Origin of the sequence: Kaistella sp., from assembly GCF_032060305.1 — a bacterium.
Classification (GTDB): Bacteria; Bacteroidota; Bacteroidia; order Flavobacteriales; family Weeksellaceae; genus Kaistella; species Kaistella yananensis.
This window is the reverse complement of record NZ_DAMBHK010000009.1, coordinates 1-20,086: the sequence shown is the minus strand read 5'-3', so window position 1 is coordinate 20,086 and position 20,086 is coordinate 1. Positions and strand designations below refer to the sequence as shown.

Sequence of the window (20,086 nt, the reverse complement as noted above, 5' to 3'; positions counted from 1 at the left end):
TTCGGATTTGGCTGCCCCACTCGATTTTCATTTTCCCGGCTTCAATTTCGTTTCTCGCTTTCATCCGTTCTTCAAGCTCCATCTCATAAAGTCTTGAGCGTAAAAGTTGCATCGCTTTTTCTTTATTCTGGAGCTGGGAACGGCTTTCGGAGTTTTCTATGATGATTCCGGTTGGCGCGTGACGTAATCGCACTGCGGTCTCAACCTTGTTTACGTTCTGCCCTCCTGCCCCACTTGAACGCATGGTTTCAAAAGAAATATCGGCCGGATTGATGTTGATTTCTATTGTATCGTCGACCAAAGGATAAACATACACAGAAACAAAGCTGGTGTGTCTTTTTGCGTTGGAATCGAAAGGTGAAATCCTTACCAAACGGTGAACCCCATTTTCACCGCGCAGATAACCGAAAGCAAATTCACCGTCGATTTCCAGCGTTACCGTTTTCACACCGGCAACATCGCCTTCCTGATAATTCAGCTCCCGGATCTTGTAACCCTGCTTTTCAGCCCACATCGTGTACATTCTCATCAGCATCGATGCCCAGTCGCATGATTCTGTTCCGCCTGCGCCGGCGGTAATCTGCAGCACCGCCGAAAGCTCGTCACCTTCATTGGAAAGCATATTTCTGAATTCCAGGTCTTCAACTTTTTGAACCAAAAGCGGGAAAGCTTCCTCCAGTTCCTTTTCGGAATCGGGGTCTTCTTTCGCAAAATCCATCAGAACCTGCAAATCTTCATACCGTGTGAAGATTTCTTCATAATCACTCACCCATTTTTTCTTGGAGCGAAGCTGTTTCATAAACGCTTCGGCTTCTTTCGGGTTGTCCCAAAATTCCGGTGAAACAGTTTTTTCTTCATCATTGAAGATTTCGATCTTCTTTTTTTCGATCTGAAGATACTTATACAAATCCTCGATTCTGGATTTGATGTCTTTAACCTGGTCGCTGTTAATCATGATGCAAATATAAGATTTTGATGCGCAAAATTGATTGTTAAAAATCTTAAAAACTTTTTTAAAACTGTTCGGAATGACTACTTTTATGACAGAAAATCTTTGATATGATTATTGATTTGGCCGGAAAAAAGCCTTGGTCGGCGCAGCTTCAGACGGAATAGGAAAAGCAGTTGCACTGCAGTTCGCAAAACTGGGTGCTGAAGTGACCATTGTTTCCCGAAATGAAGATAAACTTAAAAACGTTCTTGAAGAACTGAATTCCTCTAACGGCCAGAAACATCAGTATCTCGTGACAGATTACATGGATTTTGAAGGAACCAAGAGGGTTTATGATGAGTATTTCAAAGAAAATTCCATCGACATTCTGGTTAACAATACCAACGGACCCAAAACCGGAAATTCACTCCAAAATTCCACTGAAGATTTTCAACAGGCGTTCGATTTGCTCTTTCAGAACACGGTTTATCTCACACAGGCAGCCCTTCCGGGAATGCAGAAAAATAAGTTTGGAAGAATCATCAATGTGGCCTCAAAATATGTGAAACAACCTTCAGATGATTTGGTTTTGAGCAACACGATGCGGATTGCGGTAGTAAGCTGGATGAAAACGCTTTCGAAAATGGTTGCTGAAGAAAATATTACCGTCAATACAGTGCTTACCGGACTTTTTGATACCGAAAGAATGAAAAGCCTATACACCGGAAATGCCGAAACACTAAATGTTTCTACCGAGGAAGCCAAAAAAAGAATGCTGGACCAGACTCCGATGAAACGCGCCGGAAAAACCGAAGAGTACGGCTATCTTGCTGCTTTTCTGGCTTCAGACCTTGCAGCCTATCTTACCGGAGCCACGATTCCGCTGGATGGCGGTCATTCAGATTTTATTTAGCTACCCAACAAACAAAATCCGGGAAGTTTTTCCCGGATTTTAATATTGAATTTTGGATAACCTCAGCGGTTACGCGTAAATCTGCTTGTAATATTCGTCTGCCATTCGGTCGCTGTTGAAATCTCTTTTAACATCTTCCATCGCGTTGTGCTGAATTTTTCTCCATTCGTCCGGTCTGTCGTAATACATCGGAAGGATTTCATTTTCCAGAATATTGTACAGGTTTTCCAGATCGAAATTATCCTGATCATAAACGCTGTCGTTTTTGTAATCTGCCTGTGGCACTACAAATCCGTTCACACCGTTTTTAGCAAACTCCGGAATCCAGCCATCATCGGTAGAAAGGTTCACAGATCCGTTCATAGAAGCCGTCATTCCCGAAGTTCCCGACGCTTCCCGCGGAACTCTTGGATTATTCAGCCACAGATCAGAACCCTGCTTCAGTGATTTACTCAAAGCCAGTTCGTAGCCGGTAAGTACCGCCATATTTTTATAGTATTTGCTTTCTTCAACCAGGGTATTGAAGGTTGAAATCGCACTGTAATCCATTGGATATGGTTTCCCTGCCCAGATAATCTGAACCGGATATTTCGGGTTGTTAAGAAGCCTTTCGAAACGTTCTTTGTCGTGAAGAAGCAAATCGGCTCTTTTATAACCTGCAAATCTTCTGGCCCACACGATGGTGAAAACATTGGGATCGAAGAGATTTCCGGTTTGGTCGGCTACAATTCTGAACATTCTTTTCTTCAGATGTTTTTTTCTGAAATCGAAAAGCATATCATCATTCTCGTCTTTGGCGTCGTAAAGCGGTTTATCTGCCCAGTATTTAAATTCCTGTGCGTTGGTAATGGCTTTGATTTCACAGATTTTAGAATACTTGCTCCACATTTCTCTCGAAACAACACCGTGCAGCTGCGAAACACCGTTCGCCACTCTTGCCATTCTTAAAGCGCAAAGTGAATGGTTAAAACGGTCATCTTCCACTCCTTCAATAGATTTCACTTCTTCCGTCGTAAGACCGGAGAAATACGACATATCGTGGCATAAATGAAGGTTGTGTTTTTCGTTTCCGGCTTCTTCCGGGGTGTGGGTGGTGAATACCAGTTTTTCTCTTATTTTCTCTAAATCGCCGCCAAATTTTTTCAGCAGATAGAATGCTGCCGGAAGCCCGTGTGCTTCATTCAGATGGTAAACATCTCTTTCAAAATTCATCATATCGAGCAACTTCGCGCCGCCTTTACCCAAAAGAATATACTGCGCCAATTTTGTAGATTCGTTGGCATCGTAAAGTCTGTGGCAAATAGTTTTTGAAACGTGATCGTTTTCCGGAACATCCGTGGAAAGTAAAAACATGGGTGCCGTATGGAAAGTTTCGGGATCCAGATACCAAACTTTTACCCAAACCGGCGCAGAGTGAATCTCGATCTGGAATTTGATTCCGGTATCCTGAAGAAACGAATACATTTTTTTGGTCCATGTTGGCTGTAAAGTCTGGTCGTGGTTTCTGGCCTGATCATAATAACCGAACTTCCATAAAATTCCGATCCCCACAAGATCCTGTTTCAGATTATAGGCACTTCTCATGTGCGAGCCTGCTAAAAACCCAAGTCCGCCGGAGTATATTTTCAGCGCCTGATCAATCGCAAATTCCATGGAGAAATAAGCTACTTTTTTAGAATATTCAGGGTTAATGCTGAAGGGCATTGTAAAATTTTTAAAATCCATAATATCTCTTTTCATAAAAATTAAGCTGCAAAGGTAAATATTTAAATTGCTGCTGAAAATTATTCTGGTTTAAATTTCCTTAATCATAATTCTTATCATAATTCTTATCATAATTCCTATCATAATTCTTTGGATATTACGGGAATCAGGGTATCGTAACCGTAAAGTAAAATTCCGATGGTTGCGATGATTAAAACAGCAATAATAACGTAGAAAAGTGAGAAAAGATAACTCAGAAATATAGACCAAACCGACCGTAAGATCACATACTTCTTTCCCCGGTCATTAAAAAGCTGCGTGAGAGAATAAGTAACGAGCCCCCAACACAGGAAGAAAAACAGCATATTGTAATTACCGGCAAATCTGTTGAGAAAGATAAAAAATATATAAACCGTGAGCGACTGGCCGGCCAGAAAAAGAAATACTACCAACCACTCTGGATAATTGAGTTTATACTTTCTGAAACCTAAGAAAAATCCGAAAGCAGCAATAGGCAGCATCAGCAAAACCGTAAACGCAAAATGATTGCTCAGCCATTCCACGATATGTTTGAAATACGCAATCAGGCCTTCGAAATCGACATATTTAGAAAGTCCTGAAGTTTCCACATCACCTTTCAGTATTTCGCTGTCGGCAATTTTCTTCTTCGTCTTATCTTTCAGGAAATACTGAATCAGTGCGCAAACCGAGCCCATAATCAGCACCAGCATGACGGGTTTAAAATGAGGCTGCCGCTTCCCTTCCAGATATTCCCGGATCGTGTGTCCCGGGCGGGTAAAAAGTTCTTTCAGAGTGAATAAAATACCGCCGTCAACATGAAAAATATTGTGCGGCACCTCATGGAGAAAATAATGAAAATCAATGCGGTGCGTATCGGTTTTCTGGCCGCATTCATGGCAGAATTTCTGATTCATCAGCAGGTGCTGGTTGCAGTTCCTGCATCTTTTTTCCGGCTTGATCATGGCAATCGTTTTATCAAAATTATAAATTCACGGGCAATTCTTTAATTATTTTCTCATTTATTTCATTACAATTGATTTCTGATGTTAAAAATCATCCTCAACAAAATAAAAACATAATATTCCGTAAATTCGTCCTGTCATTCGAAAAGCAGCGATCATGAAAGAATTATTTATCAAACGTTTTCTTTACTACAAAGCGCTGGGCGATGAAACCTTTGCACAGCTGAGTGATGAACAGCTGTTTTGGCAGCCGAATCAGGAGAGCAATTCCATTGCGGTAATCGTAAAGCATATTTCGGGTAACATAATTTCGCGCTGGACAGATTTCCTTACCGAAGACGGCGAAAAATCCTGGCGCAACCGCGATGCTGAATTCATCATTGAACTCCAGTCCAGAGAAGAAATGCTCAAATGTTGGGAGAATGGCTGGGCGGTACTTTTGGAAGCTTTAAATCAAATCACCGACGGGAATATTCACAACAGCATTTCAATCCGCGGCGAGAAACATACCGTGTTGGATGCGGTTCTCCGGCAGCTGGGACATTATCCGTATCATATCGGGCAGATTATTTACGCGGCTAAAATCCTTAAAAACGACGACTGGAAAAACCTCTCTATCCCGAAATCCAAATCAGGTGAACATCATAGTGAAATGCTGAAGAAACAAGAACCTGAAGAAATCCCTCAGAATTCATCTCCGGTGTGTTACGCAAAGGATCCGGAAGTGCGCGATGAATATAAAAATTAAACGAGTGATAAAAGTCAGCGTTGATATAAATCACATCTGATTTTCAGCGCTTAAGATTTTGGGTACGTAACTTTACGGTATCAAATTTTAAGTGATGAAAACTCCATTCGATGATCCCGGTTTAAGCCATGTTCTCGATGATCTAAGGATCAAGAAGCGGCTGAATTTTAACGAAATCTGTGATCTGCTCTTTACGTTTTCCTACAGCGATTTTGATTCAGTTTTTCACCTTTCCGAAAGAAAAGTTAGCGAAGAAATTTTTATCAGAATCCCTGTTTTCGAAGATGACCCGTTTGCTGTACTTACCGTTTGGGGAAGCGACAGCTGTACTGCGATTCACGATCACGGAAACTACGACGGCAGAATAAAAATCCTCAAGGGCAGCCTCGGGGTTGTTAACTACCGGGAAAACTCAAATTTCATCGAATTCAATTCCCTGTCGGTAGGCGGCGAAGGCGACATTTTAACGGAGGAACTCGCGGGCATCCACTCCATTATTAACAATGAAGACGATACTTCGGTAAGCCTTCACCTCTACAGAAGCGGCCAACTTAATCTGGAAGGCGTAAGGATTTTCGATACAGAACACCGCAAAATCGCTTATCTGTCCCACGAAGCAAAATCGTGTGCATGGGGTTTAGAAGCCAAGGCGTATACCAAAATCATTCAGGTATAATAGACTTTAAAAGTAACTTTTTCATAATTTTTCATAATTTTTTCATTCAGTTAAAACCACAAAGCCCTTGTGGTTTTTTCTGTATCCCGACTTCTGAAGCGGGTTAAAAAAAAATCGTAAATTTGCACCCTCATATTATGGAACATTCAACCCCCAAAACCGCTGCTTTTCACACCCTTGGCTGCAAATTAAATTTCGCAGAAACTTCAACCATTGCCCGCCAGCTAACCGGCGCAGGCTACGAAAAGGTAAGCTTTGATGAGAAAGCCAGTGTATATGTCATCAACACCTGTTCGGTGACCGAAAACGCAGACCGCGAATGTAAATTTCACGTAAAACGGGCCATGAAAGCCAACCCCGACGGATTGGTGGTGATTTTGGGCTGCTACGCCCAGCTGAAACCTGAGGAGATTTCTGCTATTAAAGGCGTAGATCTGGTCTTGGGAGCCAAAGAGAAATTCAACATCCTGAGTTATCTTGATGACTTGCAGAAAACCGAAAGCCACGGCCTCATTCACTCCTGCGAAATCGATGAAGCTGATTTCTTCATCGGAAGCTACTCGATTGGCGACCGTACCCGTGCCTTCCTTAAGGTTCAGGATGGTTGCGATTATAAATGCACCTATTGCACCATTCCTTTGGCGCGTGGAATCTCCCGTTCCGATACCATTGAAAATGTCGTGAAAAATGCTATGGAAATCGCCAGCAAAGGAATTAAGGAAATCGTTTTAACCGGTGTAAATATCGGCGATTACGGTAAAGGTGAATTCGGGAATAAAAAACACGAACATACGTTTCTTGACCTTATTTCAGAACTTGATAAGGTTGAAGGGATTGAAAGAATAAGGATTTCTTCCATTGAGCCGAATCTTCTAAAGGACGAAAGCATTGAACTGGTTGCAAAAAGCAAAAGCTTTGTACCCCACTTCCACATTCCGTTACAGAGCGGAAGCGATGACCTGCTGAAGCTCATGAAACGACGTTATCTTACCAAACTGTATACCGACAGAATTGCAAAAATCCGAGAAGTAATGCCGGACTCGTGTATTGGCGTCGATGTAATTGTAGGATTTCCGGGGGAAACCGAAGAGAAGTTTTTGGAAACCTATAATTTCCTTAATGAACTTCCGATTTCTTATCTGCACGTCTTCACCTATTCTGAGAGAGAACACACGGAAGCTGCTGAAATGCAGGGCGTGGTACCAATTCCTGAAAGAAAACAGCGCAGCAAGATGCTCAGAATCCTTTCCGAGAAGAAGAAAATGGCGTTCTACCGCACCCAAATAGGCAAAACCTTACCCGTTCTTTGGGAACACGAAAACAAAAATGGGGTGATGTATGGCTTTACAGAGAATTATGTCCGGGTTCAGAAACCTTTCGATGAAAATTCTATCAACACCATAGAAACCTTAAAGCTCAACAAAATTGAGAGCGACGGTATAGTATCTGCAGTACCGGCTTTTGAAGAGTTTCTCGCTAAAATTTAGTTCGTAACCGGCTGTACTTCGCCGGTCGGCAGGGTCTGGAAAAGATCCGGGAATATGGCAAGCAGTACAAAATAGAAGATAATCAGCAGTGCGATTACGGCAACAGCAATGATGATAAGTGTTGCCGGTCTGTTTCGTTTGTTAGGTTCCATCGTTTATTTTTTTTTAATTATGGGATGGAAAAGCCATTTCTATGCCATGAAAAATCCTTAGTGATGGTAAACATCTTCATATTTCACCCCAGCCTCAATTTTCACAGGTAAAAAATTCTCTTCAGGAACAATCGGGCAACTGTAATCGTAGGCATTGTAAGCACAGTAAGGTTGGTACGACTGGTTAAAATCAATAACGATCTCCTTCCCTTTCGGGATTCTTAAATCAAGATATTTTCCACCGCCGTAGGTATCGGTTCCGTTGGTTTCATCGCGGAACGGCAGGAAGAGATAATCCTCATAGCCGGGCGTCTTCACCAGATCCAGACTTTGGTAAATACTTAAAATGTAAGTAACGCCGTTCAGTGCAAAAGTTGCTTTCCCATATTCTTTGTACGGCTTTGTTTTTCCGGAAGACGTCGGCAGATCGAAAGGAACAGCATTTTCTGTTTTCGCAAACTGCGCGTTAATCCTGTATTTTAAATCGATCGGAAAGAACGGATGTTTAGTGAATTTGGTGTAATTATCGCCCCGCAAAGGAGTCTCTTTTTTATTCGTATACCCATCGTTGAGTTCTTTCTGGAATTTCCTGATCTCCGCGATCTGTTTCTTTTCGGATTGGGAAAAGGCGAAGGTGGATATCAGCAGCAGGATTACCGTAAGTTTTTTCATAATAAGCGAGGGTTTGGCATTCAGCACAGGAGATGGAATATGGCGTTAGGTTTTTTTAAATTTTAGTCTTCACGAAATCTTTACACGGTACACATCGGTCGCGTTTCTCTTGATGTTTTTCACCAGGAAACCGCCTTCTTCAGGAATCTCTTCTCTTAAATCGAAGCTTCTGCATTCTTTCGGAAGTCCGGAAAAGATAAGGGTGAACCAGAAATCTTTCATAGGTGGCACGGGAGTCCAGTACGGGAAGAGGCTGATGTTTTCATGATGAATAAGGTGGCTCTTGTGATGTAAGCGCTCATCAACCAGAAAAGTCGACTGCCAGATGCGGATTAAATTGCCAACATAAAAAGTTGCGGGATAACAGCAGTGCACAATCACCTGCTTCTCTTCCTGCACTTCGGTCTGAAGGGCTTCCAGTATTTCCTGGCAGATTTCGGGTTTGGTGATGGTGGGCATTGTTAAAATTGATGAGTGATGAGCAGACGACAGTTAAATTAGTGGTTAAATTTAATAATCAAGCTCCAGTTTTTCTTTGGTGTAACTGCGTACCTGCGCGGTAAGTTCCGGATTGTCGGTCAGTTTCTGTCCGTAAGTGGGAATGATCTCGAGCAGCTTCTCTCTCCATTCATTCTGCAGCTTGTCGGGAAAACATTTCTCCAGCACCTGAATCATAGCATGTGCTGCAGTGGATGCACCGGGCGACGCGCCTAAAAGTGATGCAATGGTCCCGTTTTGATTCACCACCACTTCAGTACCGAACTCGAGTTTTCCACCAAGTTCTTCGTCTTTTTTAATGATCTGCACGCGTTGTCCGGCTACTTTCAGCTCCCAGTCTTTTTCATTGGCATCCTTAATGAATTCCCTCAGATGCTGTACCCGCTGGGCTTTGGTCATGGCGACCTGTCTCACGAGGTACTGGGTTAAAGGCAGGTTATGCCACCACGCGCCAAACAGCGAGCGGATATTTTTGAAGTTAATGCTTTCCGGTAGATCCAGGTAACTGCCTTCTTTTAGGAATTTGGTTGAGAAGCCTGCGAAAGGCCCGAAGAGCAAGGCTTTCTTGCCGTCGATTACCCGTAAGTCCAGATGCGGAACGCTCATTGGCGGTGCATCTACGGAAGCCAGGGTGTACACTTTTGCGTGATGTTTTTCTATAAGTTCCGGATTATGGGACACCAGCCATTCTCCGGAAACCGGAAAACCACCGTAGCCTTCACTTTCAGGAATATCCGAACTTTCCAGCAGCGGCAATGCATAACCGCCGGCGCCGATAAATACAAAATCGGCCACTACTTCCTGGCTGTGCTGGTGAAGCCTGTCGCGCACTTCTACTGCCCATTTACCGTCATCACGCAGTTCTAGTTCTTTAGCTTCATGATAAAGAAACACATCCACATTTGAATCATCTGCCAGAAAACGCCCTAGCTTTCTGGTAAGCGTGCCGAAATTCACATCGGTGCCCATATCCATTTTGGTAGCAGCCAGTGTTTCGTGGCTGTTTCTTTTCTGCATCACCAGAGGAATCCATTCGCGGAGCTGGTCGTGATCGGCAGTAAACTCCATCCCCTGAAAGAGGTGCGACTGAGCCATGGCTTCATGACGTTTCTTCAGGAATTCTACATCCGAAGGGCCGAATACGAGACTCATGTGCGGGCACGATGTGATAAACTGTTTCGGACTCTGGATATATTCTTTCTTTACCAGATAAGCCCAGAACTGTTTGGAGATTTCAAACTGTTCTGCAATCTCTTCAGCTTTGGAAATATCGATACTGCCGTCTTCTTTTATAGGGGTATAATTAAGCTCGCAGAAGGCGGAATGCCCTGTACCGGCGTTGTTCCACGCAGCTGAACTTTCCTGAGCAAAACGCCCCAGCCTTTCGAAAATAGCAATTTTAAGCCCCGGTTCGAATTCGTGAAGCAGGGTTGCCAGCGTTGCACTCATAATTCCACCTCCAATAAGGATTACATCGTATTTGGGCTTTGGTGTTTTTTTAGTAAGAGAATCTGGCATAACGGTATTCTTTTATTTTAAAAGCAAAGGATTAATTTTTAAAAAGTGTTAAAAAAAATCGGGGTTTATTGGTGATCACTGTCAGTTCAGTTTCGTCGTGAGTTTGCGGAACTGTTTCTCGGCGTTTTTCCCTTCGTAAAGGATGGCGTAAATCGTATCGATAATCGGCGTCTTCATCTTCTTCTCTTTTGCCGTTTTGTAAATGGAATCTGCTGCGTAATACCCTTCAGCAATCATGTTCATCGACTGGATGGCCGATTTTACGGTATAGCCTTTCCCGATCAGGTTCCCCAAACTTCGGTTTCTTGAAAACAGCGAGTAAGCAGTTACCAGTAAGTCGCCCAGATAGGCACTTTCATTCACATCACGCGGCATCTCATGGATTCCTTCCAGAAACACTTCCATTTCGCGGATGGCATTGGATACAAAAACCGCGGTGAAGTTGTCGCCATATCCCAGTCCGCTCGCGATACCGGCACCGATGGCATAAATATTTTTAAGAATCGCGCTGTACTCATTCCCCAGGATATCGCAACTGCAGTTCACTTTGATAAAATGGGAGGCGAACTTATTGTGAAGCATCTTTTTATGATCCTCTACCGTAGCAATGGTAAGGTAAGAAAGCCTTTCCATGGCCACCTCTTCTGCATGACACGGCCCTGCAATTACGGCCTGGTTGCGGAACCCAATCTTGAATTCATCGCGCAGATAATGGGCCACTACATCATTTACTTTTGGTACAATACCTTTAATGGCGGAAACGAAGATTTTGTCGCTGTAATCGCAGGTCATTTTCTCTAAGGTATCCGACAGGTAAATGGAGGGTGTTGCCAACACTATAATATCACAGGCTGAGACCAGTTCGTTGATATCGGTGGTAAGTTTCAGGGATTTAATATCAAACCTTACCGCGGTAAGATAATTGGGGTTGTGGTGCCGCAGCTCTATCGCTCCTTTTACAAATTCGTTCCGTACACACCAGTGCACCACTTTGCAGTTTTCTGTAAGCATCTTCACAATAGCAGTCGCAAAACTGCCGCTCCCTACCACGCCTACCACCTGTTCAGGCGTTTCTTCTTTTTTAGCCATAATGATCAGTTGATTTACAAAGATACGAAAGTGCGGAACTAAACAAAAGATTTGCAACGAAAATAAAACCGGTCATTTTTTATTAAATCATTAACATTTTCTTCAGAATCTTTAATAATAGATTGACATCTAAAGCTTTATATGCGATTAAATATTTTTATTTATTTTTGCATCCGAAAAATTAAGAATTAAAGTACCCCAACTCTAAAGAATGAAGAATTTTTTAAGCAACAAAAAGAAAGTAAACGTGCTTTTAGGCGCATTTTTACTCATTATTTTTGGACAGGCGCTGTTTATTGGCAAACTCTACTCAGAGAAAGATGATAAATCCTATGAAGTGAATCTGGTAAAGATCAATACCCAGAAAGACAGTGTGGATTACCTGGAAATGAAGAACAACCTCGCCCTGGTAGATTATACGGTAAGAGAACTGAACTCATTTCTTGCTGCAAAAGACATTACCGACGGTAAAATTGCCACCCTGGCGCAGGACAGCATCTCGAATGCCGTATATCTTGCAAAACAGACCAACCGCTATAGCCAATACCTGATGGATCTGCAGAACAAACTGCAGCAGGTGCCGCTGGGTAACCCAACCGAAGGTTATATTTCCTCGAATTTCGGGAAAAGAATCAACCCCATCCCGGTAAGAAATATTCTGCTCGCAGCGTTAACGCCCGCGAAAAAAGAAACCACCGCAGAACCGCAGTATATTGAGGAAAAAGACAGCGCTGGAAACATCATTAGAAAAACACTGGTAAAAGCACCGGAAGCGAAGAACGAAAAGAATAACACACCTGCTGAACCGGAGCAGATTCAGTTCCACAAAGGGATGGATTTTGCGGTGGCGTACGGCACCGATGTACGTGCTGCGGCAAGAGGCACGGTGATTTTCGCAGGCCAGAAAGGCGGATACGGAAACTGCGTGATCCTTTCCCATGGCAACGGTCTTGCCACGCTATACGGACACCTTTCTACCATCAGCGTGAAAGCCAACGAAACGGTAGAAGTAAATCAGGTAATCGCGAAGTCTGGTAATTCCGGACGTTCTACAGGACCTCATCTTCACTACGAAGTGCACAAAAACAATACACCGGTAAATCCAAAACTCTTCATGAGTCTTTAGAAAATACCCATACTGCTAATACGCTCTGCACCTGCAGGGCGTTTTTATATTGCGCTACTTTTAGGAGAGCTGTGAAAATAAAGGCTCTAACAACAAAAAATGTTTACAACCGACAAATATTTATTATTTTTACACCTTCTGATTTCACAGCAGCTGATGTTTTCATCATCATTCCCAAAACTGCTGTTTTCTGCCCATTAAATCCTTGAAAACGACTTACAGCAAAGACTTAGCTGAGGTTGAGCCGTAGTTGACCTATAATCTGTATATCCTTTCTATATCCATTGTATATCCACTGTATATCCACTGTTCGTATACTGTTCGATGTTGGAGGGTTTTTCAGACTCAGAAAATCCGGTTGAGACGGCTGAGAATTTCTTCCGTTTTTGAGATTGTTGCGGTGGCTTTTTTTAGGCTAAATTTAGGATCGGGTGATTTTGGAAAATGATTCATTACAGGCAGCATTAATCCTGATCAATATACGGTTAATTGCTTTTTATACCGCCAATGGGATTTTCTTTTGTAACTAAATTCATTTACTGATGACAAATCATTGAACGGATGCCAATCTTTAAAACACATCTGAAGATTTGGGGCGGAAAAGCCTCAGCATTATTACAACTTAATACCATTTAAAACATCATTACTGAATGAGATATATACTGATCAGTGCTGGCTTACTCAGCTCTACGCTTCTAAAAGCACAAGTGAAACAGGACAGTACGAAACAGGAAGACATCCAGGAAGTGATGCTCGTGGGCAAAAAGCCTACCATAGAAAGCAAGGCAGACCGTACTGTTTTCAACGTAGCCAACAGCTCCATCCTTACCGGAAACACAACCTGGGACGTGCTGCGGATGACCCCGCTGGTGAATATCGACAACAATGATAATGTACAGGCAGAAGGCAGCAGTGTAACGGTTTATATTAATGACCGAAAATCGGTTTTCACCGGAAAAGAACTTAAAGAATACCTGAAAACCATCGCGGCAGACAACCTGATGAAAATTGAGGTGATTACGACGCCGTCTGCAAAATATGAAACGTCGGGTGCGGTAATTAATATCGTTCTTAAAAAAAATGACAACGAAGGGTTGAAAGGAAGCGTTTCGATGAACAACTCCCAAAGTTATAAAAACTCCCAGTCATCCAGCCTTAACCTTAACTACCACCGGAAAAAATTCACGCAGTCATTCAGCGGAAGCTTCAGCAACACCAATAATGTGATGAAAGCTTATAATGAAAACCTGATTTATGCTGACAATTCACTGACCAAAATAACCTCTGAAACCAACAGCAACTGGAAATCGGCTTCCGCTTCATCTTCCAGCGAATATGAACTGAATGATAAAAACAATATCGGGCTGGTGATGGAATATTACGAATCCGACCTCAGCTCAGTTTCTGATGCCAGAGGAGATTATTTCCTTAATAACATCCTGCAAAAATTTTACACCAAAACGGTAAATGGAGAAGGTAAAAACAGCTTTGTAGGAAGCAACATTTTCTACAAGTACTATGACAAAGAGAAGAGTAAAATCCTGGATCTGAATGCAGGAATTAATTATGAAGGCAGCGATAACACCAGCATCCACTCCACGCTATGGAGCGCAGCACCTTTTGAAGGCATTAAAACCATAGCCGACAACCAGAACCGTGAATATTATTTGAAGCTCGATTACTCGCAACCCATAGGTAAAAACGGCGACCAGCTGGAGTTTGGCGGTAAAACGAATTTCCGGAATAATGTAATGCCTTATCATTACTTCAACTTTCAGAATAATATCTGGACGGCAGACGACAGCAGAATCAACACCTTCCGGTATCTGGAAAACCTGAACTCGGTGTACGCCAATTTCAGCAAAACCTATTTTAAGAAACTCGAAACCCGGATTGGCTTAAGGTACGAATACATTAATTTCACGGTAAAACAGGAAGTGGGCTCTATTGAAAGAAAGGATTCTTATGGTACGCTGATGCCGGACCTGCTGTTGAAGTATTCGTTTAATGAAAATTATAACTTAACTGCAACGTATAAACACAGCCTTTGGAGGCCATGGTACATCGAGTTTAACCCTTTTCTGATGCCGACAGACAACGGGACTTTTAGACGCGGTAACATGTACCTCGAGCCCAATCCAAACGACAGATTTGGCCTGAAGCTAGGACTTTACAAGAAATATTTCATTTCCGCAAACTACTCCACTACCAATCAGGATTATTGGTCCTCCTATGCGGTGGAAGGAGACCAAACGATTATCATGCCGATGACGTATTACGGCAGAATCAACAATTATTCGCTTTATGCCAATACGAACCAGAATTTTCTTAAAAACAAGCTCAATGTCAACTTTAATCTCGGCGTGAGTTATGTTGATAACAGCGATTTTAAAGAAAGGAACAATTTCGTGGGAATGAAGGCTCACATCACGAATTTCAGTGGCTCATCCAATTTCTCTTACACCAACCTTTTTAATAAAAACATCAATCTCAACGGTTGGGTCGGCCTGCACTCGCAGAACTGGGGAAATTCGATGGGCAATAAAATGAATGTCTTCCACAGCTTCGGCGCAACAAAGATTTTCCCCAAAACACAGATGGAAGCCGGAATCCGCTTCAATAACATCTTCCAGCGGCCGGGGAACGATATTACCACCTACTCCCCCATCGGAACCTTCAGGAGTGTGAACAAATGGGACTGGTACGGAGTCAATCTGTCATTTGTAAAACGCTTTGGCAACCAAAAGGTAAAGGAAAACACCAAAACGAATGTAGAAAAGGATAGCGGCAGCGCGAAATAGTGGTTTTGTAATAGCGGTTTGTTTTACAGATTGCCCCTTTAAACAGGGGCATTGTTATGCCTTAATTTTTGCTTCCTTTTATATTTTTTTAAGGAAGAAGCGATCCGCCTGCAGCGGATTGTCTTGCCACCAAAAGCAGCAATCGGCCAGTGCGGACAAAACCCGATCTTTAGATTATCATGCCAGAACCTTTTGCCTCTTTTGCGGTCATCCATCACCCATAAAGATTCAATTATCCCTAAATATTTTGCACGCTTTTCAACAGCTTTCACCCGTCAGCCTTTTGCTTCTATTGCGGTCATCACTCATCCATAAAGATTCAATATCCCTAAATTTTTTGCACGCTTTTAACCAGCTTTCACCCGTCAGTCTTTTGTTCCTTTTGCGGTAAACCATCACCCATAAAGATTCAATATTCCAAATTTTTTGCACGCTTTTGACCAGCTTTCAGCCGTCAGCGTTTTGTTCCTTTTGCGGTAAACGTTCTGCAGCGTCAGTTGATGTCAGGCGTTACGGTTTTCCTTTTTGCAGGATTCGGCGAAATGATTATCTTTAAGAATTACATTTTAAAAATTATTTATGTCCTTAACATTTTTACTTCTTGTCCTCATCGCGCTTGTGGTGACCATCGGAATCATTACCAAAAAACTCGACATCCTCACCTACTCCCCACCCGATAAAAACGGCAAACAGATGCCCAACGGCGTGAAATGGAAACCCGTCACCTTTATCCTGCTGGCGGCCCTCGCGGCACTCATACAGCCCATGAATTACGACGTGATCAGCGTGGGACACAAAGGCCTGCTCATCAACTTACTCGGCGACCGGAGAGGGGTTTCCGATACCGAAGAAGTTTCGGGCGTCGTGTTCTATAACAAATACACCCAGGAAATCCAGGAAATTCCGCTCGACCAGCGCCATATCGAATATCCAGAATCCATTATCGTGGCCAAAGGCGGGTTTCCCTGCCCGATCAAGCCTTCGTTCAACTATTCGGTGAAGGAATCTACGGCGTCGGATATGTTTACGAACCTTAGGTCCACTTATAAAAAAGGCGGACTGGAAGCTATACAGGACGGGTGGCTGAACAACGCCATCATCGGGGCCATCAATGATGTGGCGAACCGGCATTCGATTGATTACCTTTTCAACAACCGCGAAACTTATGAAGCGGAAATCCTGTCGGAAGTGAATAAAAGAATCGGGAAATGGTTTATGGTTTCGCAGCTGAAAACCAATATCCAGCCGCCGAAAGCCATCCGCCAGTCCATTGAAGACAAGGCGACCGCGGATGCTGATGCGATTAAAGCGGAAGCTCAGGCGCGTGTGGCGCAGGCCGATGCGCAGCGTAAAATCCAGCTGGCGAAAGGAGATTCAGCCTCTATTGTGATCCGGGCGCAGGCCGATGCCAAGGCGATCAGCCTTAAGCAGCAGGAAATTACCCCTACCTATGTGGAATACCAGCGTGTCCTGAAATGGGACGGCGTGATGCCGACGACCACGCTGGGAAGCGGGAGCGGGACGCTGTTGAATTTGGGGAAATAAAACTAAAGTTGAAAGAATTAGCAAAGCGGAAATTCGTTGATTTGACAAATAATTTATAAAGCATCTAAAAAAAATATTACACCAATGAAATTTGATTCAGTAGAAAAACTTTTAAATTATGGAATCTTTACAATTCCTGAATATCAACGTGGTTATTCGTGGACAAGGGACCAATTAGATGATTTACTGAATGATTTAAATGATGTTGAATTTATAAAAGAACATTATGCAGGAACAATTACGTTAATAAAGTCTGGACAAGAAAAAATTGGCATTACTGATTTAACAAAATATGATATTGTCGATGGACAGCAACGGTTAACTACATTTCATTTATTGCTAGTGAGTATTTATCATAGAATTAGCGAAATCAATTCTTTAGAAGCAGATGACGTAATTATTAAAAACGTTTTAAATAAAGGAAAATCTTTACTTCGATTAAACAACAAAGACAATCAAGAATTTTTCTTTTCGTTATTAAACGAACTTGATATTAATACTATCAAAAAGTATACGCCTGTTAGTAAAACTCAAAAAAATCTTTTAAACGCAAGAATTCATTTTCATACATATCTACAAAGATATTCTTCCATAAAAACACTCATAAATATTTACAATAACTTGTTATCAAAATTTAAGGTAAATGTTTTTGAATTAGAAGAAGAGTCTGAGGTAGGTTTAATATTTGAAACAATGAATGACCGAGGTCTGCCTTTGTCAGATATAGATAAAGTGAAAAATTATCTAATATATCTAACCCATCGTTTAAATGAAAAAGTAATCGCAAAAGATATTAATAAAAAATTTGGAGAAATTTTCACAGAATTAATGAATATTGAAAATTACTCCATTACTCGCATTGAAAACCAATTCTTAAAACATTGTTACATTGTTTACAGTGGGGACAACAAGGATTTGTCCGACATTCCGAAAAAAATAAAAACAGAGCTGATTAAACAACGAGAAATATTTAAGAACAAAAATCTTTTTGACAATGACACGACACAAAGAGAAAAGAAAATTAAAGAAATCAAAGATTTTAATAATTTCCTGCATAAAAGCTCAGTGTTTTATTCTGATATTTTAAACCAAACTTTTGACAACAACGAAATAAACGATTCATTTTTTAGACTTGAGACTTTGGGGAAAATTGAAACTTTTTTGCCATTATACTTAGCGATATTAAATAATAAAAAATTTAAACCTGAATTTCTCATTGCTATTAATGAAATTTTAGAAGCGTTTACTATTAGGGTCTTTATTTTTGGAAATAAAAAAGGAAATACTGGAAACTCTGCATTATTTGAGCTTGCATATAAGGTTTTTACTAACAAGATTAATTTTACAGAACTTAAAAAAGAACTTCGAAATCTCATCGAAAAAAACAGCAGTAATGCTGATTTGAAAAAATCCATAGTTAATATAGGAGTTTACAATCCTACTACTAATCCAGCTTTAAAGCTAATTCTTTTAGATTACGAATATTATCTCCAAAGTGAATATTGTGGAAAATTTAATATAGGCTCAATTAGGGAAATTGTTAAGAATGATAAAATCACCATTGAACATATTGCTCCCCAAACAGTTCTTCCCGGAGTTAAGGCCATGGAAAATATAAATCTGTTGGGTAATTTAGTTTTAACATCTTATAACAGTCATTTAGGTAACAAAACGTTTCTATCCAAAAGGAGCACTTATGAAAAATCTGATTTTGCATCTGAAAGAGAATTAATAGGATATGATGATTGGAATGACAAAACAATAATAGATAGAGGGAGAAAAATTCAAAAGTTCATAATGGACAGATGGAAACCGTAACTCTATGCTTACCGGAATTTTAGAAAAGGTAAGCCAATATTTATATTCTTCGTCATCTAATTATTCTGTTGGCAAAGGACTCATCGATATTGAAATTGCCATAAACCCGGTTATTGATGTGCTGGCAAAGAATGAGTTTTAAAAATATAACACGTATGAAGAGTAGGTGGTCTAAATTGCTCAAAGTCTGGAGACTGTGCGGAGCAGGTGTTTAATATAAAAACCCGATTAAAATGATAATAATTCAAATGCGTTTAATGAAATATGCTCCAAAAGTTGGCGTTTGTTGTAGGGCATTCTAAAAACGCCCTATTGGTGCAATGTCTGTGTAGTTGTGGAAAACTTATATGGCTTAAAGTAGCCTTTTTATTTTATATCGCTTTATATATCATATTCTATTCTATACTTTTGTAAAGATCGAGACATTGGGAAAACAAAAAAGTTCCCGATTAAATCCTCGAGAACCAGTGCATTATGGAACATGAATGCTGGGAGTTTCTAAATCTGATGGTTAAATTACTTGGAATAATTTTACCATTACTTCCAAAAAGGAAGAGAAAACCCTAAGTTAAGCACCTCCCTTAGGGGAGGTTTTTTTTATTAATTAATTAAATAATTATTTACTTCAAATGTAACAATTTCTGTTAACTAACAAAACAATTTTGTATTACAATTTAAAAAAATAGTACACTTGTATTATATAAACCCTCTGGCAGTGACTTACAACGATAAAAAGTTATTAACAGGCATCATGCTAAATAAGCGGAGGTTTTTTGTCCCTGCTGCGCAAAGCCTCCGGACTTTGAGCCCACCATGTAAAACTACTTACTTTGAGCCTTCGAAAAAAAACATATTATCATATAAAGAAAAGCATACAGTCTCTACTAAGAAAAACTTTAATCACCTTATTGATTGTCTTTGGTTTAACCGACTTTTACTGCCAGAATACCTTACTGAAAGATACAGAGGCCGAGAAGCTGATTTCAAGAAATGTTACCCAGGATTTCCGGGATCATAAAATTGAAGAAGCCTTCAATACCCTCAGTCAGCACTGGCCACTGCCGGTGAATGAAATCAATAACCTGAAGACCCAAACCATACAGTCTGTTAATCTGATTTCCGAGCGTTACGGGAAAGCGGAATCTATTGTAAAAGTTTCGGAACAAAATATTAAAGATGCAGGGTTTCGGGAAACTTACCTGGTGAAATTTGAATATACTGCCATCAGATTAATATTTACCTACTACAAAAACAGCAAAGGCTGGCTAATTAACGGTTTCAAATGGGATTCGGATTTTGATGAGGAATTTAAATAATTACGTTGGCAAACCCATCCAATCTTATTTCATTAGATGAAAGATTCAAAAGAAAACACCCACACCCCGAATCACATTTCTCAGGAGGAAAGAATGAAATGCATACTGT

At 41.1% G+C, this 20,086-nt stretch carries 19 protein-coding genes; 10 read left to right on the top strand and 9 right to left on the bottom strand.

Annotated features, from left to right (window positions below; translation table 11 throughout):
• Positions 1 to 955: peptide chain release factor 2 (prfB, locus tag V5N63_RS02305; protein ID WP_332032629.1), on the bottom strand; the 955-nt coding region annotated here is incomplete at its 3' end.
• A 133-nt stretch (positions 956 to 1,088) separates the two neighbouring features.
• On the opposite strand from prfB, the gene V5N63_RS02300 reads away from it, so the two are divergent.
• Positions 1,089 to 1,844 (top strand): SDR family oxidoreductase, encoded by a 756-nt coding sequence (locus tag V5N63_RS02300; RefSeq protein ID WP_332032627.1) that lies wholly within the window; start codon positions 1,089 to 1,091, stop codon positions 1,842 to 1,844.
• A 69-nt stretch (positions 1,845 to 1,913) separates the two neighbouring features.
• Here the strand turns inward: V5N63_RS02300 and glgP are convergent, their stop codons facing one another.
• Together glgP and V5N63_RS02290 are read right to left on the bottom strand one after the other, a co-directional pair.
• Entirely contained in the window at positions 1,914 to 3,584 is a 1,671-nt protein-coding gene (glgP, locus tag V5N63_RS02295) for an alpha-glucan family phosphorylase (protein WP_332032625.1), read from the bottom strand.
• A gap of 104 nt (positions 3,585 to 3,688) precedes the next feature.
• Positions 3,689 to 4,531 (bottom strand): DUF3667 domain-containing protein, encoded by an 843-nt coding sequence (locus V5N63_RS02290; protein ID WP_332032623.1) that lies wholly within the window; start codon positions 4,529 to 4,531, stop codon positions 3,689 to 3,691.
• A 157-nt stretch (positions 4,532 to 4,688) separates the two neighbouring features.
• On the opposite strand from V5N63_RS02290, the gene V5N63_RS02285 reads away from it, so the two are divergent.
• The 3 genes from V5N63_RS02285 to mtaB all read left to right on the top strand — a co-directional run bounded on the left by V5N63_RS02285 (position 4,689) and on the right by mtaB (position 7,442).
• Positions 4,689 to 5,279, top strand: a complete 591-nt coding sequence (locus V5N63_RS02285) for a DUF1572 family protein (RefSeq protein ID WP_332032621.1) — start codon at positions 4,689 to 4,691, stop codon at positions 5,277 to 5,279.
• A gap of 94 nt (positions 5,280 to 5,373) precedes the next feature.
• The gene (locus tag V5N63_RS02280) at positions 5,374 to 5,955 is read left to right on the top strand and encodes a cysteine dioxygenase (protein WP_332032619.1); all 582 of its coding nucleotides are present in this window, start codon (positions 5,374 to 5,376) and stop codon (positions 5,953 to 5,955) included.
• 137 nt (positions 5,956 to 6,092) lie between these two features.
• Positions 6,093 to 7,442: a tRNA (N(6)-L-threonylcarbamoyladenosine(37)-C(2))-methylthiotransferase MtaB gene (mtaB, locus tag V5N63_RS02275; RefSeq protein ID WP_332032617.1), complete on the top strand. Its 1,350-nt coding sequence runs from the start codon at positions 6,093 to 6,095 to the stop codon at positions 7,440 to 7,442.
• Here mtaB and V5N63_RS02270 read toward each other — a convergent pair.
• The 5 genes from V5N63_RS02270 to V5N63_RS02250 all read right to left on the bottom strand — a co-directional run bounded on the left by V5N63_RS02270 (position 7,439) and on the right by V5N63_RS02250 (position 11,371).
• Positions 7,439 to 7,594, bottom strand: a complete 156-nt coding sequence (locus V5N63_RS02270; RefSeq protein WP_332019637.1) for a hypothetical protein — start codon at positions 7,592 to 7,594, stop codon at positions 7,439 to 7,441. The two genes, mtaB and V5N63_RS02270, sit on opposite strands and share 4 nt — an antisense overlap.
• A 57-nt stretch (positions 7,595 to 7,651) precedes the next feature.
• The gene (locus V5N63_RS02265; protein WP_332032615.1) at positions 7,652 to 8,266 is read right to left on the bottom strand and encodes a DUF1684 domain-containing protein; all 615 of its coding nucleotides are present in this window, start codon (positions 8,264 to 8,266) and stop codon (positions 7,652 to 7,654) included.
• Between the two features lie 69 nt (positions 8,267 to 8,335).
• On the bottom strand, positions 8,336 to 8,725 hold the full coding sequence (locus V5N63_RS02260; RefSeq protein WP_265144181.1) for a hypothetical protein: 390 nt from the start codon (positions 8,723 to 8,725) through the stop codon (positions 8,336 to 8,338).
• A gap of 51 nt (positions 8,726 to 8,776) precedes the next feature.
• Positions 8,777 to 10,282 carry a malate dehydrogenase (quinone) gene (mqo, locus tag V5N63_RS02255; protein WP_332032613.1) on the bottom strand — a complete coding sequence of 502 codons (1,506 nt, stop codon included), beginning with the start codon at positions 10,280 to 10,282 and terminating at the stop codon, positions 8,777 to 8,779.
• A gap of 81 nt (positions 10,283 to 10,363) precedes the next feature.
• The gene (locus tag V5N63_RS02250; protein WP_088469443.1) at positions 10,364 to 11,371 is read right to left on the bottom strand and encodes an NAD(P)H-dependent glycerol-3-phosphate dehydrogenase; all 1,008 of its coding nucleotides are present in this window, start codon (positions 11,369 to 11,371) and stop codon (positions 10,364 to 10,366) included.
• Between the two features lie 211 nt (positions 11,372 to 11,582).
• On the opposite strand from V5N63_RS02250, the gene V5N63_RS02245 reads away from it, so the two are divergent.
• Positions 11,583 to 12,497, top strand: coding sequence for a M23 family metallopeptidase (locus V5N63_RS02245; RefSeq protein ID WP_332032610.1), 915 nt, complete (start codon positions 11,583 to 11,585; stop codon positions 12,495 to 12,497).
• A gap of 650 nt (positions 12,498 to 13,147) precedes the next feature.
• Positions 13,148 to 15,298, top strand: a complete 2,151-nt coding sequence (locus tag V5N63_RS02240; protein WP_332032608.1) for an outer membrane beta-barrel family protein — start codon at positions 13,148 to 13,150, stop codon at positions 15,296 to 15,298.
• A gap of 38 nt (positions 15,299 to 15,336) precedes the next feature.
• Here the strand turns inward: V5N63_RS02240 and V5N63_RS02235 are convergent, their stop codons facing one another.
• The gene (locus tag V5N63_RS02235) at positions 15,337 to 15,570 is read right to left on the bottom strand and encodes a hypothetical protein (RefSeq protein ID WP_332032605.1); all 234 of its coding nucleotides are present in this window, start codon (positions 15,568 to 15,570) and stop codon (positions 15,337 to 15,339) included.
• A 307-nt stretch (positions 15,571 to 15,877) separates the two neighbouring features.
• On the opposite strand from V5N63_RS02235, the gene V5N63_RS02230 reads away from it, so the two are divergent.
• The 4 genes from V5N63_RS02230 to V5N63_RS02215 all read left to right on the top strand — a co-directional run bounded on the left by V5N63_RS02230 (position 15,878) and on the right by V5N63_RS02215 (position 19,977).
• A complete protein-coding gene (locus tag V5N63_RS02230; protein WP_088469445.1) occupies positions 15,878 to 16,843 on the top strand; it encodes an SPFH domain-containing protein in 966 nt (321 codons plus the stop codon).
• An 84-nt stretch (positions 16,844 to 16,927) separates the two neighbouring features.
• Positions 16,928 to 18,661: a DUF262 domain-containing protein gene (locus V5N63_RS02225; protein ID WP_332032602.1), complete on the top strand. Its 1,734-nt coding sequence runs from the start codon at positions 16,928 to 16,930 to the stop codon at positions 18,659 to 18,661.
• A 4-nt stretch (positions 18,662 to 18,665) separates the two neighbouring features.
• A complete protein-coding gene (locus V5N63_RS02220; protein WP_332032600.1) occupies positions 18,666 to 18,803 on the top strand; it encodes a hypothetical protein in 138 nt (45 codons plus the stop codon).
• A gap of 688 nt (positions 18,804 to 19,491) precedes the next feature.
• Positions 19,492 to 19,977: a hypothetical protein gene (locus V5N63_RS02215; RefSeq protein WP_332032597.1), complete on the top strand. Its 486-nt coding sequence runs from the start codon at positions 19,492 to 19,494 to the stop codon at positions 19,975 to 19,977.
• The last annotated feature ends 109 nt before the right edge of the window (positions 19,978 to 20,086 follow it).

Bases quoted from the DNA above. Each gene is read 5' to 3' on its own strand.
- glgP (WP_332032625.1), bottom strand. From the start codon at position 3,584: ATGAAAAGAGATATTATGGATTTTAAAAATTTTACAATGCCCTTCAGC.
- V5N63_RS02290 (WP_332032623.1), bottom strand. From the start codon at position 4,531: ATGATCAAGCCGGAAAAAAGATGCAGGAACTGCAACCAGCACCTGCTG.
- V5N63_RS02285 (WP_332032621.1), top strand. From the start codon at position 4,689: ATGAAAGAATTATTTATCAAACGTTTTCTTTACTACAAAGCGCTGGGC.
- V5N63_RS02280 (WP_332032619.1), top strand. From the start codon at position 5,374: ATGAAAACTCCATTCGATGATCCCGGTTTAAGCCATGTTCTCGATGAT.
- mtaB (WP_332032617.1), top strand. From the start codon at position 6,093: ATGGAACATTCAACCCCCAAAACCGCTGCTTTTCACACCCTTGGCTGC.
- V5N63_RS02270 (WP_332019637.1), bottom strand. From the start codon at position 7,594: ATGGAACCTAACAAACGAAACAGACCGGCAACACTTATCATCATTGCT.
- V5N63_RS02265 (WP_332032615.1), bottom strand. From the start codon at position 8,266: ATGAAAAAACTTACGGTAATCCTGCTGCTGATATCCACCTTCGCCTTT.
- V5N63_RS02260 (WP_265144181.1), bottom strand. From the start codon at position 8,725: ATGCCCACCATCACCAAACCCGAAATCTGCCAGGAAATACTGGAAGCC.
- mqo (WP_332032613.1), bottom strand. From the start codon at position 10,282: ATGCCAGATTCTCTTACTAAAAAAACACCAAAGCCCAAATACGATGTA.
- V5N63_RS02250 (WP_088469443.1), bottom strand. From the start codon at position 11,371: ATGGCTAAAAAAGAAGAAACGCCTGAACAGGTGGTAGGCGTGGTAGGG.
- V5N63_RS02245 (WP_332032610.1), top strand. From the start codon at position 11,583: ATGAAGAATTTTTTAAGCAACAAAAAGAAAGTAAACGTGCTTTTAGGC.
- V5N63_RS02240 (WP_332032608.1), top strand. From the start codon at position 13,148: ATGAGATATATACTGATCAGTGCTGGCTTACTCAGCTCTACGCTTCTA.
- V5N63_RS02230 (WP_088469445.1), top strand. From the start codon at position 15,878: ATGTCCTTAACATTTTTACTTCTTGTCCTCATCGCGCTTGTGGTGACC.
- V5N63_RS02225 (WP_332032602.1), top strand. From the start codon at position 16,928: ATGAAATTTGATTCAGTAGAAAAACTTTTAAATTATGGAATCTTTACA.
- V5N63_RS02220 (WP_332032600.1), top strand. From the start codon at position 18,666: ATGCTTACCGGAATTTTAGAAAAGGTAAGCCAATATTTATATTCTTCG.